Consider the following 15,632-nt stretch of genomic DNA (forward strand, 5'->3'; position numbering starts at 1 on the left):
TCTTCTTCGATACTCCGGCGACTGTGCCGAGGGATGTGATCCGCTCTCGGGCGGGTAAACATATAATATGCCTAATCAACGACAACGCAACGAATGTTGCGTATTCGAGATTCGAGATGGTGCCAGGCAGACGCCAGCACCCCGGCATCGATCGATGGAGAACGACGTGCGGCCGAGACGAGACACAGCATGAGCGCCGAGAACGTCGGACGCAGCCCCCTGCGCTCTCGCGCCTGGCTGGGCGAGAGCGGCAAGAACGGCTTCATCGCCCGCCATCACCTCCGCCAGTCCGGGCTCTCCGGACGACAGTTCGACGGTCGCCCTGTCATCGGCATCGCGAACACGTGGTCCGAGCTCACGCCCTGCAACATCCACCTGAAGGGGCTCGCCGACGCCGCCCGCCGCGGCATCCAGCAGGCCGGCGGCACGGCACTCGAGTTTCCCGTCCTCTCCCTCGGCGAACCGTTCATGCGCCCCTCGTCGATGATCTACCGCAACATGATGGCGATGGAGCTCGAAGAGCTCTGCCGCGCGAACCCCCTCGACGCCGTCGTGGTCCTCACCGGCTGCGACAAGACGACCCCGGCAGCCCTGATGGCGCTCGCGAGCGTCGACATCCCCTCGATCGTCCTGACCGGCGGCCCGATGCTGAACGGCCGGTTCCGCGGACGCCCGGTCGGCAGCGGCACCGACATCTGGCGGATGACCGAGGCGCTGCGTGCCGGGGAGGTGACGCAGGAGGAGTTCACCGAGTTCGAGAGCTGCCTGAATCGCTCGGCCGGCCACTGCATGACCATGGGCACGGCCTCGACGATGGCGAGCATCACCGAGGCGCTGGGGATGCAGCTGCCGGGTGGAGCCGCCCTTCCCGCCGTCGACTCGCGTCGGCTCGTCCTCGCCGAGGACACCGGAGCCCGTGCCGTCGAACTCGCACTCGAAGGCCTGCGTCCCTCGACGATCATGACCCGGGAGGCGATCGAGAACGCCCTCGTCGTGAACGCCGCCTGCGGTGGATCGACGAACGCCGTGCTGCACCTGCTGGCCATCGCCGGACGACTCGGAGTGCCGCTCTCGCTCGACGACATCGACGAGTTCAGCCGTGCCATCCCGCTGCTGGTCGACCTGATGCCGAGCGGGCGATTCCTGATGGAGGAGTTCGCGTACGCCGGCGGAGTCCCCGCGTTGATGAAGGAGCTGGGCGACCTGCTCCACACCGGCGCCCCCTCGGTGACGGGTCGGACTCTGGGCGAGAACGTCGCCTCAGCCCGCAATGACGACCCCGAGGTCATCCGTCCGCTGTCGAACCCGGCGCAGCCCGCGGGATCGGGCACCGCCGTGCTGCGGGGCAACCTCGCCCCCGACGGCGCCGTGATCAAGGTGAGCGCCGCCGAGCCGCACCTTCTCGACCACACGGGCCCTGCCCTCGTCTTCGACGACCTCGAGTCCTACCTCGCCGTGGCGGGAGACCCCGACCTCGACGTCACCGCCGACACCGTGCTCGTCGTGCGCGGCTGCGGCCCCCGCGGCTACCCCGGCATGCCCGAGGTCGGCAACCTTCCCCTCCCGAAGAAGCTGCTCGACCAGGGAGTGCGTGATCTCGTGCGGATCTCGGATGCGCGCATGAGCGGCACGGCCTACGGCGCGTGCGTGCTGCACGTCGCGCCCGAGTCGGCAGCCGGCGGCCCGCTCGCGCTGATCCGCACCGGAGACCTCGTGCGGCTGGACGTCGCAGCGAGATCGCTCGACATGCTCGTCGACCACGCCGAACTCGATCGGCGGCGTGCCGAGCTGCCGGCACCGGTGGTCGCGAGCACACGCGGCTGGACCCGGCTCTACACCGACCACGTGCTGCAGGCCGATCAGGGCGTCGACCTCGACTTCCTCGTCGGCTCCAGCGGCGACGAGCCCGCACGCAGCCCGTTCTGACCTCACCCAAGGAGTCGATCCCCGTGCCCAGCACCCCCATCCGCATCCACGGCGTCTGCCCCGTCGTGGAGACACCGTTCACCGCCGAGGGGCACATCGACGTGGCGGCGTTCCGCGGCCTCGTGCGATCCCTCGCCGATGCGGGCGTGCAGAGCGTGATGTATCCCGGCTTCGCGAGCGAGTTCTACAAGCTGACCGACCTCGAGCGCGATGAGCTCACCGCAGCACTCCTCGACGAGGCGCACCGGCACGGCATCGTCGTGGTGGTCTCGGTGCCCGACCACGCCACAGTGGTCGCGGTGGAGCGTGCGCGCCGGGCCGTCGAGCAGGGCGCCGACATGATCAACATCCTCCCCCCTCACGCCCAGGGGCCGAGCGGTGTCGCCGTGCGCACGCACATCCGCGCCGTGCTCGACGCGATCGGCTCGACCCCCGCGATCCTCCAGTACGCACCGGCGCAGACCGGCACGGCACTGGACGCATCGATCATCGCCGAGCTGGCAGCGGCGAACCCGAACCTCGCGCAGGTCAAGGTCGAATCCGTCCCGCCAGGGCAGCTCATCTCGGCCCTTCGCGAAGCGGCGCCCGCGCTCTCGTGCGTCGTCGGCTACGCGGGGGTGCAGCTCATCGACGCCCTGCGCCGTGGGGCCGTCGGCGTGCAGCCCGGCTCATCGTTCCCCGAGATCTACCTCGCCATCTGGCAGGCCTGGAGTCGGGGCGACCAGGAGCAGGCGGCCGCCATCCACGCGCGGCTCCTCCCCTACATCTCCTACTGGATGCAGTCGGTCGAGCTGATCATCGCGGCCGAGAAGGAGATCTCCGCGCGCCGCGGCATCCTGCCCACCGCGACCTGTCGCGCTCCCGCCCGCGAGCTCGATGCCGAGGAGCACGAGATGATCACCCGCTTCCTCGCCGCATTCGACGATCTCCTCCGGCCTACCTCGAAGGCGATTAGCATTCAAGGATGACGAACACCGATCCGATCGACGACATCTCCATCGGCGGCGAGGTGATCCGCCTCGGACAGTTCCTGAAGTTCGCCGGCCTCCTCGACTCGGGCGGCAACGCCAAAGAGGTCATCATCGACGGATACGTGACCGTCAACGACGAGGTCGACCGCCGCCGCGGACGCCAGCTGCACGACGGCGACCTGGTGTCGTTCGAGGGGCGCACGGTTCGCGTCCGCCCCTGACGCCTCACCTCCTCTGACACCACGCGGCCTTCGAGTCGCGACTCCGAGCGCGCCATGGGCGTGGGGGCACGAGTGACCGTCCAGTCCATGTTCTGACGGCGCTGAGCATAGGAATCACGGGCTTCAGCGACTTGAATCGACCGTATTGCCCCGAGCGTACAGAGGAGTACCGATGAGCATTGTGGTCCAATCAGACGCCTGCGTCGGTGCCGGTCAGTGCGCCCTGGTCGCACCCGACGTGTTCGATCAGGACGACGACGGCATCGTCGTGCTCCTCGACGCCGACCCCGAGGGCGCGCAGCGCGATGCCGCCGTGCGCGCAGCCCGCCTGTGCCCTGCCCGCGCGATCACCGTGGCCTCGCGATGATCCCTCCGAGGGTCGTCGTCGTCGGGGCGTCGATCGGCGGATTGACCGCATCCGAGACGCTGCGCCAAGAAGGCTTCGACGGCGAGATCCTCATCCTGGGCGACGAGTCGCACCTCCCGTACACCCGCCCACCGCTGTCGAAGCAGATCCTGCTGGGCGACTGGGAGGCCGAGCAGGCAGCGATCCGCACGACAGCGGAACTCGACGACCTCGAGGTCCAGGTACGCACCGGATGCACCGCGACCGGGCTCGACCTCGATGCGCGCACCGTGCAGACCACGCAGGGCGCCGTGCCTTTCGACGAGCTCATCATCGCGACGGGCACAGAACCCCGCCAGCATCCGCTCCTGCCGTGGGCGCCGACGCTGCGGACGATGGATGACGCGCTGCGCCTGCGCGACCGCGTCCGCACCGCCGCGCGCATCGCGGTCGTCGGCACCGGCATCCTCGGGTCGGAGATCGCCAGCGCTGCCCGTGCACACGATGCCGAGACGCTGCTGATCGGGCGCTCGGGCTCTCTCGGGTTCGGGGGCGTCGGCACGCAGCTCACGGATGAACTCGCCCGACTCCATGAGGACAACGGCGTCGAGCTCGCCCTGAGCACCGACATCGCCTCTTCCATGCCGCTGCCCGACGGGGGGTCCGAGATCACCCTCGGCGACGGCACGGTGCACCGCGTCGATCTCGCCGTCGCCATGATCGGCGGTACGCCCCGCACCGGATGGCTCGCCTCGTCCGGGCTGTCCGTCGCCGACGGGATCGCGTGCGACAGCGACGGCATCGCCGCACCGGGGATCTCGGCTGTCGGCGACGTCGCCGCCTGGGCCGACCCCGAGACCGGACGACATGTAAGGGTCGAGCACCAGAGCAATGCGATCGAGCAGGCTGTCGCGGTCGCCATGCGCCTCGCCAACGGCACGCCGGCCGCGCGCCCTGTCCCGCTGTTCTGGTCCGAGATCCACCACACCCGCATCCATGCGTACGGCTGGTTCGATCCCCGGCGTCCCTTCGTGGAGCTGACAGCGGATGCCGGGGCGCGCGGCACCGTGTACGGCAGCCGCGACGACCATGGTCGCGTACACGGCGTGGTCGGCTGGAACGCCTCCCCGCGCGACTTCCGCACCGCTCGCGCCGCGGTTCTCCGCTCCCTTCCCACCCTCATCTCGCAACCCTGAAGGAGTCGGTCGATGACGATCCCCGCCCAGTGCCCTTTCCACGCCCGCTCGCTCCCCGGTGACGGCACCCCGCTCACACCCTCGCCGCAGCTCGCGGAATGGCGGGATCAGGGCGCCCTCGTCGCTCTGGACTTCCAGGACGGACACGAGGGCCTGGTCGCCACCCACTACGAGGCCGCGATCAGCGTGCTGCAAGACCCTCGGTTCAGCATGCGGCCGGGACGGATGCCGGTCGGCCCGGGTGACTCCGCTCACGGCGGCGACGCGGAAAGCGCGGCCGTGCCACTGGAAGCCGCCGGCGCGCTCGACGAATCCGGGCAGCGCTCCGACGACCTCAACCTGTTGAACCTCGACGGCGAAGAGCATTCGAAGCTGCGCCGCGCCGTCACCGGACGCTTCTCGGTGCGCCAGGCACGCGGACGCGAACCGTGGATCCGCGAGATGATCGCCGAGCAGATCGAGCAGCTGAAGGCGAAGGGACCGGTCGTCGACCTGTGGCGCGACTACGCGCAGCCCATCTCGGCGCGCACGCACTGCCACGTGATCGGTATCCCCGACCACCACTACCCCCGTTTCGTCGAGCTGTTCGTCGAGGAGTCGACCGCGCAGCAGAAGTACGACTTCATCCGGGCACTCCTCGAGGAGCGTCGGGAGACCCCTGGCGAAGACGTCATCACCGACCTGCTGGGCAACGCCGACCTCGACCGGGTCGAGATCGAGGGACTGCTCCGACTGCTGATGGGCGCCGGCCGCGACTCGGTCGCCTACCTCATCGCCACGGCATCCGTCGCCCTGCTCACCGACCCCGCACAGTTGGCCGTGCTCCGCGACGATCCCGAGAAGATCCGTGCCGCCGTGGAGGAGTTCATGCGCGTCGGGGCGATGTTCGTGACGCTGTTCGCCCGGACCGCGACGGAGGACGTCGTGATCGAGGGGATCCCGGTTGCCGCCGGCACGTCGGTCGCGGTGTCTCCGGTCGCCGCCAACCGCGACCCCGCTCGGTGGGAGCGGCCGGAGGAGTTCGACGTCACCCGCGACGCTTTCGGGCATCTCGGCTTCGGCTACGGCATCCACGGCTGCATCGGTCAACAGGTGGCTCGGGTGGAGATCCGCGAGGCGATCACCGCCCTCGTGGAGAGCTTCCCCGACCTCACGCTCGTCGAGGCCGAGCAGCTCACCCCGCAGCCGTTCGCGCATCCGGTCGCGGTGTACGAGGCCGGAACCGTGAGCGTTCGCCTCGACGGGCGCGGGTAGCCGGCGGAACGTGCTCGTCGCGGCACCTCGCGGACTGCCATCATCGAAGGAGCATGACCGCTCCGCCCGTGCGACGCACGAGGCATGGTTCGCCGGATGATCAGGGAGGCAGCGATGGAATCCGCTGAAGACCCGGTCGTCGTGGGGGCGAACTGGTACCGCTTCACCTCCGGCGAGCGCATCGTGAACCCGCATGTGATGAGCATGTCGTTCATCTGGATCATCAGCGGAGCCGGCGAGATCCACGCAGACGGCCAGCGTTTCTCGGTCGATGCGCAGCACGTGATCCGGCTGCCCTGGCGGCATCACGTCGAGTATCGCGCCCACCGTCGCGGCCCGTTCCACATCGGCACGCTGCACATCGTTCCCCGGTACGACCGCTCCGCGCCGGTTGTGCCTCGGGTCGCCCATCTCCCCGGCGACCCGTTACTCGACGACCGAGCCCGCAGCGGCGACCCGTCTGCATTCCGGGCAGGACTCTCGACGATGCAGAACGGCGCAGCGCGGCGCATCACGGAGTTCGGCACGATCGCGATCGAGCGACTGGGCGAAGGCGCCTTCGACGAGGAGTACTTCCGCGCGCTGGGTCGGCTGATCCTGCTGGAGAACACCTCATGGGCCGATGCGCACTCGCAGCAGACGAACCTGCCCGGAGCGCTCGAGCTGATGATGACGTTCATCCGTCACCACATCGCCGACCCGCTCACGGTCGCGAGGGTCGCCGAGGCCGCAAGGTGCAGCGAGACGACGGCGCAGAGGCTGTTCACCCGGCACACCGGCGAGTCCATGCAGTCGTGGATCCGGCACACGCGGTTGCGGGAGGCGGCGAGCCTGCTGCGCAGCACAGGGCTGCGCGTGAGCGAGGTCGCCCAGCTGGTCGGCTACCCCGATCCGCTCTACTTCTCGCGGGCGTTCCGCACAGCGTACGGCGTACCACCCAGCCGCTTCGCGCAGGCGACCCTGCGGCCCTGATCCCGCTCGACTGCTGCTCGTCCAGTCCATGTTTTCGGTGCTTCGGCGACCTCTCCGCCGTGCCCGTTCTCCGTATTTTGGACAGAGAGTCGCGCAGTCTCTGCGCCCGAGCGTGAAGGAGCGCATCCGCATATGGCCACGAACCGTCGACCTTTCGGACGCACAGGTTGGAACATCAGCGAAGTGTCGTTCGGCGCATGGCAGCTGGGCGGACAGTGGGGGCCCGTCGATGACGATGCCTCGGTGCGCACGCTGATCGACGCCTACGAGCAGGGCATCAACTTCGTCGACACCGCCGAGATGTACGGCTCGGGGCACAGCGAAGAGGTCGTCGGCCGCTCGCTGCGCGAATGGAAGGGCGAGCGCGTGTACGTCGCCACGAAGGTCCAGCCCACGCAGTGGCCGCACCCCTCGGTCGACGACCCCGACATCGCCGCCGCGTACCCGCGCGAGTACATCCGCGAACAGGCGGAGCAGTCGCTGCGTCGACTCGGCGTCGAACGGATCGACCTGCTGCAGCTGCACTGCTGGATGCCGGGCGGGATGCACGACCGGGGCTGGCTCGACGCCCTGCACGAGCTTCAGGCGGAGGGCAAGGTCGATCGCATCGGCGTCTCGCTGCGTGACTACCGCGCCGACGAAGGTGTGGCCCTGGCCGAGTCGGGCCTGGTCGACTCGATCCAGGTCATCCACAACATCTTCGAGCAGAAGCCGGAGCACGCGCTGTTCCCTGCGGCCGCCACGTCGAAGACGGCGATCATCGCCAGAGTGGTGCTCGACTCCGGTTCGCTGAGCGGCGCCTGGACCCCAGACTCGTACGACCGCTGGGCCGACGATTCGGTGCTCAAGACGATGTTCCGCGACGAGCGGTTCGCCGAGACGCTGGAGCGCATCGACGCGATGAAGAAGGTCACCGAGCCCTATTACGACGGCCTCGACGAGGCTGCCGTCCGCTTCGTGCTCGATCGCCCGGAGGTGTCGACCGCGATCGTCGGCATGACCTCGCAGAAGCGCATCGCCCGCAACGTGTCGTTCGCGGACGGGCAAGGTCTGGCCGAGGGCCTGCGCGACCGCCTCGCCGGCTTCGAGTGGGAGAGGAACTTCTACGTATGAGCATCCCGACCGTCGCCGCCGACCGGCTGAGCCCTCAGCAGATCGAGGAGCGCCTCGCCGCGGCATCCGTCGTCTACATCCCGCTCGGCTCGCTCGAGTTCCACGGGCCGCATCTGCCGATCGGGCTCGACGCCCTGACGGCGTACGGGCTGTGTCTGCGTGCCGCTGCGGCGGGAGGAGGCATCGTGCTGCCGGTCGTGCACCACGCTGTCGGGGGCGAGCACAGCCGCTATCCATGGACCATCATGAGCGACTCGCCCGTCGCCATCGAGACACTGCTGACGGAGACCCTGACCCGCCTCTCCGACTTCGGCGTGCAGCGCGCGGTACTGCTCAGCGGTCATTTCGCCGACGAGCAGCGCGACCTCATCACACGCGTCGCTGACCGGTGGAACGCCACGGATGCGCCACTGCGCGCCGTGGCCCGTACCCTCGGACAGGCGCCGGAACCGCCGGTCGCGCCCGACCACGCCGGCCGCTTCGAGTCGCTGGTGCTCTACGCCCTGGCGCCGGAACTCGTCAACGTCGAGGCGCTCCCCGACCCCGAGGTGTTCCCGGTCCCTGTGGATGAGGACCCGTTCGGCCAGGACCGCCACCGGGCGGATCATCCGCTGCACGGGGTGTTCGGCCCCGACCCGCGTCGGCTCGACGTCGACGCCGCAGCCGGGCTCCGCGACCACCTGGTCTCCTGGATCGCCGGCCTCGCCACCGTCGACTGACCTCAGGCACACGGAAGGGCCCGACCGGAATGATCCGGTCGGGCCCTTCTGTCGATGCGACTCAGAAGTCGAAGTCGCCGATGTTGTCCTTGTCGAACACGTACGGGTCGCCCAGCAGCACGGTCGAGTCCTTGCCGACGGTGTATTCGCCGAGGTCGCCCGCGTCGAACTTGTCGCCTTCCTTGCCGGTGATGTCGCCCTTGATGAGCGCGGCTGCGGCGAATGCCGACAGGTAGCCCAGGTCTTCCGGGTTCCACAGTGCGAACGCGGTCACGGTGCCGTCCTCGACGTACTCGCGCATCTGGTTCGGGGTGCCGAGACCGGTCAGGGCCACCTTGCCCTTGTAGTCGGAGGTGGAGAGGTAGCGAGCAGCGGCCGAGATGCCGATCGTGGTGGGCGAGACGATGCCCTTCAGGTTCGGGTGCGACTGCAGCAGCGCTGCGGTCTTGTCGAACGAGATCTGCTCGTCGTCGTCGCCGTACACGACATCCACCAGCTGGATGTTCGGGTGGTCAGCGGCGAGCATCTCCTTCATCTTGTCGATCCAGGCGTTCTGGTTCGTCGCGTTCGCGGTCGAGGACACGATCGCGATCTCCCCGGCATCCCCGATCTGCTCGGCGATGAGGTCGACCTGCACCTTCGCGATGCCGTCGGCGGTGGCCTGATTGATGAACAGGTCACGGCACTCGGGGTTGGTGTCGGAGTCGAACGTGACGACCTTGACGCCGGCGCTGCGCGCCTCGTCGAGGGCATCGCAGATCGCCTTCGGGTCGTTCGCCGAGACGACGAGTGCGCCCACGCCCTGCTGGGTGGCGGTGTTGATGTAGCTCACCTGCGCGTCCGGGCCCGACTCCGCGGGGCCGACCTCCGCGAACGTGCCGCCGATCTCCTTGACGGCTGCCTCGCCGCCCTTGCTCGACGTGTCGAAGTACGGGTTCCCGAGGCTCTTGGGCAGGAACGTGATCGCCAGGTTGTCGCTGCCGCCCGACCCTTCGGTCGAACCGCCACCCGAGCCGCCGGTGTCGGCGCAGCCGGTGAGGACGAGGGCCGTGGCCACCGCGACCGCGGCCAGGGCCGCGACACGCTTACGTGCAAACATCATTGTTTTCTTCCTTTCGTGCGGGCGACCGAGGCGGATGTCTCGGTCGAAGGACGCAGCATCGTCACGACGCTGCGGACGCTGCGGTTCGCGGGGGACGACTCGGACGCTGTCGACGTCTCTGCAGCCAGGTCAGCGCGCTCGCTCCGACGACCGACAGCACGAGGAGCACCCCGGTGATGACGTTGATGACGTCGGACGTGACGTTCGCGAGACGTAGAGCGCTGGAGAGCACCCCGATCAGCAGCACGGCGGCGACGACTCCGTAGAGCTGCCCCCGGCCGCCGAAGACCGACACTCCGCCGAGGACGACGGCCGCGATCACCTGCAGTTCGAGCCCCGTGGCGTTGTCGCCTCGGGCGCTGCCGAAGCGCAGGGTGTAGTAGATACCGGCGAACGCCGAGACCAGGCCGGCGAGCACGAAGAGGAGGAACTTGGTCCGCTCGACGTGCACTCCGGAGAACCGGGCGGCTTCCTTCGACATGCCGATCGCGTAGATGCCGCGACCGAACGGGGTGAACTGCAGCACGATCACGAAGATCACGAGCAGGATCAGGAACGGCACCATGATGTACGGGATCGTCGTGCCGGAGATCTTCGCCTTGGCGAGCGCGCTCCACGCCTCGGGGAAGTCCGTGACGGCGGTGGTGCCGAGAAGCCCGACGGCGAGGCCGCGGAACAGGGCGAGCGTGCCGATCGTGACGGCGAGGGAGGGGAGTCCGACGACGGTGACGAGGAACCCGTTGAAGGCGCCTCCGACCGCTCCGACCAGCAGCGCGAGCAGGGCAGCGACCTCGAACGGGAGCCCTGCGTTGACCCCCGCGCCGGTGACGACGCTCGCCAGACCCACCATGCTCCCGACGGAGAGATCGATCTCGCCCGTGATCATGATCAGCGTCATCGGGAGCGCGATGAGGAGGATGGGCGCGACATCGAGCAGCAGATAGTTCACGGTGATCGGCTGCCCGAATCCGCGGACGGCGACCATCGAGTAGATGACGACGACGAGGAGCAGGGCGACGACCCCGGTCTCGCGACTCACCAGGACCCGACGCCACAGGGGCTTCTCGAAGTCCCGCGTGACGCGGTTGCTGCTCGTGGTGGCGGTTGCCGTGGTCATGACTCGTCCCTCGCTTCGATGAGTCGCCGTCTCTGCCGTACGGCGAGCCAGCGGTCCAGCACGATCGCACCGATGATGAGCACGCCGACGACGGCGCGTTGCCAGAAGTCCGGGATGCCGAGGATCGGGAGTGCGCGGTTGATGGTCATCAGGAGCATCGCGCCGATGGCCGCGCCCCAGACCGTGCCGACGCCGCCGGTGATGGCGATGCCGCCGATGACCGCGGCGCCCACGGCGTCGAGCTCCCACCCGGCACCGGCCTGCGAACTCACCGAACCGTAGCGGGCGGCGTAGAACACCCCGGCGAGACCGGCGAGAGCTCCGGAGAGGAGGAACGCCGTGAGCACCCGGCGGGTGACCCGAAGACCGTACAGCTCCGCTGCCGCGGGGTCGGAGCCGATCGCGTAGTACTCGCGTCCGCCGCGAGTGTTGCGCATGTACCAGGCCGCGGCGGCCAGGACCACGAGGGCGACGATCGCGAGGATCGGGATCGTGAGGATCTGCCCCGTGCCGATCGCGAGGAAGTCCTTCGGCATATCCGACGCGTTGACGCGGGTGGACCCTGCCCAGATCACATTTATGCCGCGGTAGGCATACAGCGTTCCGAGCGTGATCACCATCGCGGGCACGCGCGCGAACGCCACCAGAGCGCCGTTGATCAGACCGAGGGCGGAGCCGAACAACACCGCGCACACCACCACCACCGGAATCGGGATGCCGGGGAAGTCGATGAACATCCGCCCCGTCAGGTAGGCCGAGAGCCCCATCACCGAACCGACCGACAGATCGACGTTGCGGGTGATGATCACGAACGCCTGGCCGATCGCGACCAGCACGAGGATCGACGGGGTCAGCAGCAGGTCGCGCCAGCCGTCGGCGCTGAACAGGAATGCCGGGTTCTTCGCCGTCGCAGCCGTGACCACGAGTGCGAGGGCGATCAAGATGCCGACCTCGCGCGCCTTGCCCAGCGCGCCGATGTGCTTGGTGAGCCCCGACACCGGGATGCGGGTGGTGCTGGTCATGGTCACGAGTTCTCTCCCGCGTCGATGGTGGTGCGCGGCGAGGCGTGCGTGGCGGCGAACATGACGTTCTCCGATGTGGCTTCCGCGCGGTCGAGTTCGGCGGTGATCCGTCCTTCTCGCATGACGAGCACCCGGTCGGCCATCCCCAGCACTTCGGGGAGCTCGGACGAGATCATGAGGATTCCCTTGCCCTCGACGGCGAGCTGGGAGAGGAGTCGGTGCACCTCGGACTTCGTGCCGACGTCGATTCCCCGGGTGGGTTCGTCGATGATGAGCACGTCCGGCTGCGTGGCCAACCATTTGGCGAGCACGACCTTCTGCTGGTTGCCGCCGGAGAGGGTCGCAGCGACGGTGTCGAGCGCATGCGCCTTCACCTCGAGTCGACTGGCCCACTCCCGTGCCGCGCGGTTCTCGACGCCGGTGGTGATGAGCCCGAACCTCGAGAGGCGGCGGCGGATCGCGGTGGTGATGTTGCGACCCACGCCGGCATCGATCACGAGGCCCTGCTTGCGGCGGTCTTCGGGGACGAGGGCGAGCCCGGCGCGCATCGCTTCGGTCGGACGCGACCGCGGGATGCGTCGACCCTTCATCGTGACGGTGCCCTCGCGGTAGTCGTCGACACCGAAGACGGCGCGTGCCACCTCACTGCGGCCGGCGCCGACGAGGCCCGCGAGTCCGACGATCTCCCCCGCCCGCACCGTGAAGGAGATGTCGTGGAAGACGCCGGGGCTGGTGAGGTTCTCGACCTCGAGCAACGGCTCCCCGATCGTCGATTCCAGCTTGGGGAAGAGTTCGGTGACATCGCGGCCGACCATCTGGCGCACGAGCTCCGCCGGGGTGGTCTCGGCGATGGGCGTCGTGGCGATGTAGGCGCCGTCGCGCATGACGGTCACCGTGTCGCAGAGCGCGAAGACCTCGTCGAAGCGGTGCGAGATGAAGATCAGGCCTCGCCCTTCGTCGCGCAGGCTGCGGGCGATGACGAAGAGACGCTCCACCTCGACACCCGACAGGGCGGCGGTGGGCTCGTCCATGATCAGCACCTTGGCGTCGAGCGAGACGGCCTTGGCGATCTCGATCACCTGCTGGTCGGCGATCGAGAGACCTTCCGCTGGACGGTCGGGATCGATCGTCACTCCGAGCCGGGTGAACAGTCGCTCGACCTCGTGCCGCATGGCCTTGCGGTCGATCCGTCCGAAGCGCCCCACCGGCTGCCGGCCCATGAAGATGTTCTCGGTGACCGTCAGGTCGGGAAACAGCGTCGGCTCCTGGTAGATCACGGCGATTCCTGCGGCCTTGGACTGCGCGGTCGACACGAAGTCGACGTCTTCACCGTCGAGCTGGAACGCGCCGCCGTCGCGGCGGTACAGACCGGCGACGATCTTGACGAGCGTCGACTTTCCGGCGCCGTTCTCTCCGATCAGCGCGTGAATCGAACCGGCCGACAGACGCAGACTGCCCGAGCGCAATGCCACCACTGCGCCGAACGACTTCACGACCTTGGAGAGCTCGAGGACCACGGGTGCGGCATCGCTGGGCACGGGTGCCTCCTCATCGAGGTTGATATCGGGATGAATCGATTCATTTACGATTCAGGGATACTGTAGGCATCGAAATCCTCGCCGGTCAAGTCACAGTCCGGCCACATGCGTCACAGTCCGCCCACGAGTCGACGCCATGCCAACGAAGGAGCGCCCATGGTGGTGAGTATCAGAGACGTCGCCCAGGTGGCCCGCGTCTCGGTCGGCACCGTGTCGAACGTGCTCAACCGCCCGGAGACCGTGTCGCCCGATTCCGCCGACCGCGTGCTCAAGGCGATCGAGGAACTCGGATACGTGCGCAACGACGCGGCCCGCAAGCTCCGCGCCGGGGTGAGCACCACCGTCGGATTCGTCATCCTCAACGGCCAGAACCCGTTCTTCAACGACGTGGTGCGCGGCGCCGAAGATGAGGCCTCCCGCCACAACATCGCAGTCCTCTACGGCAACACCGACGAGGACTCCGACCGCGAGCGCATGTATCTCGACCTCTTCGAGGAGCAGCAGGTGCGGGGCGTGCTGATCTCGCCCTACGGCGACATCCATCCGCGGCTCGAGCGCCTGCGCTCGCGCGGCATCCGCGCCGTTCTCGTCGATCGGTTCGGCGGCAACAGCAGATTCAGCTCGGTGTCCGTCGACTCGGTCGCAGGCGGCCGCATGGCCGTGGAGCACCTCATCGCCACGGGACGACGGCGCATCGCGTTCATCGGGGGCCCGATGGACATGCGCCAGGTCACCGACCGACTGGCCGGGGCACGCGTCGCCGCGGACAACGCGCTCGTCCCCGTCGAGATCGAGGTGTTCGCCACCGACGCCATGACCGTCGAGGCTGGTGTGGCGGCGGGCGAACGGATCCTGAGTCGCCCGCGACGGGAGTGGCCCGATGCGATGTTCGCTGCGAACGACCTCATGGCACTCGGACTCCTGCAGTCACTGACCGTCGGCGGACGCACGCTCGTGCCGGACGAGATCGCACTCATCGGCTTCGACGACATCTCGTTCGCCGCAGCGGCCGCTGTGCCGATCACCTCGATCCGCCAGCCCAGCGGGATGATCGGCCGCACCGCGCTGCGCGTGCTGCTGGAGGAGTGCGACGATCCGGAGCTCATCCCACGCCAGACCGTGTTCCAACCGGAGCTCGTCGTACGCCGCTCGACCGCAGCGTCTTCCGCGGTACCTGCCCGCGTTCCTTGACGACAGGCGGCGATCTGCGTTAGCGTCTGAATCGTTTCATCGCCCCGACCCGTGAAGGAGGAAGGATGACCGAGCGCGTCGCCTTCCAGCTGCAGATCGCCCCCGGCATGATCGCCGAGTACATCGCACGCCATAGCCCGGTCTGGCCGGAGATGCTCGCGGAGATCGCCGCATCCGGGCGCCGTGACTACTCCATCTTCCTGGGCGACGAGGGCCGCCTGTTCGGCTACTACGAGACCGACGACGACGCCGCCGCACGGGCCTATCTCGCAGCCTCACCGGTCGCGGCCCGGTGGGAGGCTTCGATGTCGGAGTTCTTCGTCGGGCTCGAAGGCCGTGCCGATCAGGCAGCCGCGCCCCTCGTCGAGGTGTTCAACCTGCACGACCAGCTCACGGCATCGGCGCCCTGAGCGTCAGAGCGCTCGTGCGCCTGCCGGCAGGGCCGACCGCGAAGTGACCACGATCAGCGCGACCAGCAGCCCGACGTTGGAAACGTCCGCGACGATGTACGCGTAGTGCGCCCAGTTCGTCCCCGGCGATTCAGCGCCTGCGATCACCAGGTCGCTGCGCTGATTGAGCACCGGCCGGATGACAGCGACCTCGACGAGATACACGACCCAGATCGAGCCGAGGATGCCCAGTGCCGCACGGCCGGCCCTCGCGCGCACGTTCACGACCGTGAGCACGAGCAGCACGACGCCGGCGAGCACGTTCAACGCCGTGAAGACGAGCCGTCCGATACCGAGCCCGATCGGGATCGTGACACCGGGGGCGAGGAACTTCAGCGGCGCCTCCAGGAACGAGATCGCGATGATCGCGCCGAGCAGGAAGGCCGGCAGCAGCAGCCGAAGGGCAGTGGTCGTACGCACCATGGAAGTCACGCAGTCCTCATCTCCCGCCGATCGCCGTCCGCCCCTTCGACGCTACCTCGACGGTGCGGGGTA

Annotated in this window: 16 protein-coding genes; 11 read left to right on the plus strand and 5 right to left on the minus strand. The window is 68.5% G+C overall.

Annotation, left to right across the window (positions count from 1 at the left end):
* Nucleotides 1–189: 189 nt before the first annotated feature.
* The 9 genes from CQ040_RS03945 to CQ040_RS03985 all read left to right on the plus strand — a co-directional run bounded on the left by CQ040_RS03945 (nt 190) and on the right by CQ040_RS03985 (nt 8,718).
* Complete coding sequence (locus CQ040_RS03945; RefSeq protein ID WP_105526119.1) at nt 190–1,926, plus strand: IlvD/Edd family dehydratase; 1,737 nt, start codon at nt 190–192, stop codon at nt 1,924–1,926.
* A 23-nt stretch (nt 1,927–1,949) separates the two neighbouring features.
* Entirely contained in the window at nt 1,950–2,894 is a 945-nt protein-coding gene (locus tag CQ040_RS03950) for a dihydrodipicolinate synthase family protein (RefSeq protein WP_219844675.1), read from the plus strand.
* A complete protein-coding gene (locus CQ040_RS03955; RefSeq protein ID WP_028501099.1) occupies nt 2,891–3,118 on the plus strand; it encodes an RNA-binding S4 domain-containing protein in 228 nt (75 codons plus the stop codon). Before CQ040_RS03950 ends, CQ040_RS03955 begins: the two co-directional genes overlap by 4 nt.
* 145 nt (nt 3,119–3,263) lie before the next feature.
* Nucleotides 3,264–3,485, plus strand: coding sequence for a ferredoxin (locus CQ040_RS03960; protein ID WP_258131438.1), 222 nt, complete (start codon nt 3,264–3,266; stop codon nt 3,483–3,485).
* Nucleotides 3,482–4,660 carry an NAD(P)/FAD-dependent oxidoreductase gene (locus CQ040_RS03965; protein WP_105526121.1) on the plus strand — a complete coding sequence of 393 codons (1,179 nt, stop codon included), beginning with the start codon at nt 3,482–3,484 and terminating at the stop codon, nt 4,658–4,660. Before CQ040_RS03960 ends, CQ040_RS03965 begins: the two co-directional genes overlap by 4 nt.
* A gap of 12 nt (nt 4,661–4,672) precedes the next feature.
* A complete protein-coding gene (locus tag CQ040_RS03970) occupies nt 4,673–5,914 on the plus strand; it encodes a cytochrome P450 (protein WP_105526122.1) in 1,242 nt (413 codons plus the stop codon).
* 114 nt (nt 5,915–6,028) lie between these two features.
* Nucleotides 6,029–6,886, plus strand: coding sequence for a helix-turn-helix transcriptional regulator (locus CQ040_RS03975; RefSeq protein ID WP_181156953.1), 858 nt, complete (start codon nt 6,029–6,031; stop codon nt 6,884–6,886).
* A 132-nt stretch (nt 6,887–7,018) separates the two neighbouring features.
* Entirely contained in the window at nt 7,019–7,999 is a 981-nt protein-coding gene (locus tag CQ040_RS03980; RefSeq protein WP_105526124.1) for an aldo/keto reductase, read from the plus strand.
* A complete protein-coding gene (locus CQ040_RS03985) occupies nt 7,996–8,718 on the plus strand; it encodes a creatininase family protein (protein WP_105526125.1) in 723 nt (240 codons plus the stop codon). The genes CQ040_RS03980 and CQ040_RS03985 overlap by 4 nt, the downstream gene beginning before the upstream one ends.
* Nucleotides 8,719–8,779: 61 nt before the next feature.
* Here the strand turns inward: CQ040_RS03985 and rhaS are convergent, their stop codons facing one another.
* From rhaS to CQ040_RS04005, 4 genes are all read right to left on the minus strand, one after another.
* A complete protein-coding gene (gene rhaS, locus CQ040_RS03990) occupies nt 8,780–9,820 on the minus strand; it encodes a rhamnose ABC transporter substrate-binding protein (protein WP_105526126.1) in 1,041 nt (346 codons plus the stop codon).
* A 61-nt stretch (nt 9,821–9,881) separates the two neighbouring features.
* Nucleotides 9,882–10,937, minus strand: a complete 1,056-nt coding sequence (locus CQ040_RS03995; RefSeq protein ID WP_105526127.1) for an ABC transporter permease — start codon at nt 10,935–10,937, stop codon at nt 9,882–9,884.
* A complete protein-coding gene (locus CQ040_RS04000) occupies nt 10,934–11,959 on the minus strand; it encodes an ABC transporter permease (protein ID WP_105526128.1) in 1,026 nt (341 codons plus the stop codon). The genes CQ040_RS03995 and CQ040_RS04000 overlap by 4 nt, the downstream gene beginning before the upstream one ends.
* Nucleotides 11,960–11,961: 2 nt before the next feature.
* On the minus strand, nt 11,962–13,497 hold the full coding sequence (locus CQ040_RS04005; RefSeq protein ID WP_105526129.1) for a sugar ABC transporter ATP-binding protein: 1,536 nt from the start codon (nt 13,495–13,497) through the stop codon (nt 11,962–11,964).
* 156 nt (nt 13,498–13,653) lie between these two features.
* Between CQ040_RS04005 and CQ040_RS04010 the strand changes: the two genes are divergently transcribed.
* Nucleotides 13,654–14,688: a LacI family DNA-binding transcriptional regulator gene (locus CQ040_RS04010; RefSeq protein WP_105526130.1), complete on the plus strand. Its 1,035-nt coding sequence runs from the start codon at nt 13,654–13,656 to the stop codon at nt 14,686–14,688.
* A 65-nt stretch (nt 14,689–14,753) separates the two neighbouring features.
* On the plus strand, nt 14,754–15,098 hold the full coding sequence (locus tag CQ040_RS04015; protein ID WP_105526131.1) for an L-rhamnose mutarotase: 345 nt from the start codon (nt 14,754–14,756) through the stop codon (nt 15,096–15,098).
* A 3-nt stretch (nt 15,099–15,101) separates the two neighbouring features.
* On the opposite strand, the gene CQ040_RS04020 is transcribed toward CQ040_RS04015, so the two are convergent.
* Complete coding sequence (locus CQ040_RS04020; RefSeq protein ID WP_219844676.1) at nt 15,102–15,569, minus strand: hypothetical protein; 468 nt, start codon at nt 15,567–15,569, stop codon at nt 15,102–15,104.
* Nucleotides 15,570–15,632: the final 63 nt, after the last annotated feature.

The organism is Microbacterium sp. MYb54, from assembly GCF_002979515.1.
Taxonomy (GTDB): Bacteria; Actinomycetota; Actinomycetes; order Actinomycetales; family Microbacteriaceae; genus Microbacterium.

Excerpts from the sequence above, each read along its gene's own strand:
- CQ040_RS03985 (WP_105526125.1), top strand. The coding sequence starts at position 7,996 with ATGAGCATCCCGACCGTCGCCGCCGACCGGCTGAGCCCTCAGCAGATC.
- CQ040_RS03945 (WP_105526119.1), top strand. The coding sequence starts at position 190 with ATGAGCGCCGAGAACGTCGGACGCAGCCCCCTGCGCTCTCGCGCCTGG.
- rhaS (WP_105526126.1), bottom strand. The coding sequence starts at position 9,820 with ATGATGTTTGCACGTAAGCGTGTCGCGGCCCTGGCCGCGGTCGCGGTG.
- CQ040_RS03965 (WP_105526121.1), top strand. The coding sequence starts at position 3,482 with ATGATCCCTCCGAGGGTCGTCGTCGTCGGGGCGTCGATCGGCGGATTG.
- CQ040_RS04010 (WP_105526130.1), top strand. The coding sequence starts at position 13,654 with ATGGTGGTGAGTATCAGAGACGTCGCCCAGGTGGCCCGCGTCTCGGTC.
- CQ040_RS04000 (WP_105526128.1), bottom strand. The coding sequence starts at position 11,959 with ATGACCAGCACCACCCGCATCCCGGTGTCGGGGCTCACCAAGCACATC.
- CQ040_RS03995 (WP_105526127.1), bottom strand. The coding sequence starts at position 10,937 with ATGACCACGGCAACCGCCACCACGAGCAGCAACCGCGTCACGCGGGAC.
- CQ040_RS03970 (WP_105526122.1), top strand. The coding sequence starts at position 4,673 with ATGACGATCCCCGCCCAGTGCCCTTTCCACGCCCGCTCGCTCCCCGGT.
- CQ040_RS04015 (WP_105526131.1), top strand. The coding sequence starts at position 14,754 with ATGACCGAGCGCGTCGCCTTCCAGCTGCAGATCGCCCCCGGCATGATC.
- CQ040_RS03975 (WP_181156953.1), top strand. The coding sequence starts at position 6,029 with ATGGAATCCGCTGAAGACCCGGTCGTCGTGGGGGCGAACTGGTACCGC.
- CQ040_RS03955 (WP_028501099.1), top strand. The coding sequence starts at position 2,891 with ATGACGAACACCGATCCGATCGACGACATCTCCATCGGCGGCGAGGTG.
- CQ040_RS03980 (WP_105526124.1), top strand. The coding sequence starts at position 7,019 with ATGGCCACGAACCGTCGACCTTTCGGACGCACAGGTTGGAACATCAGC.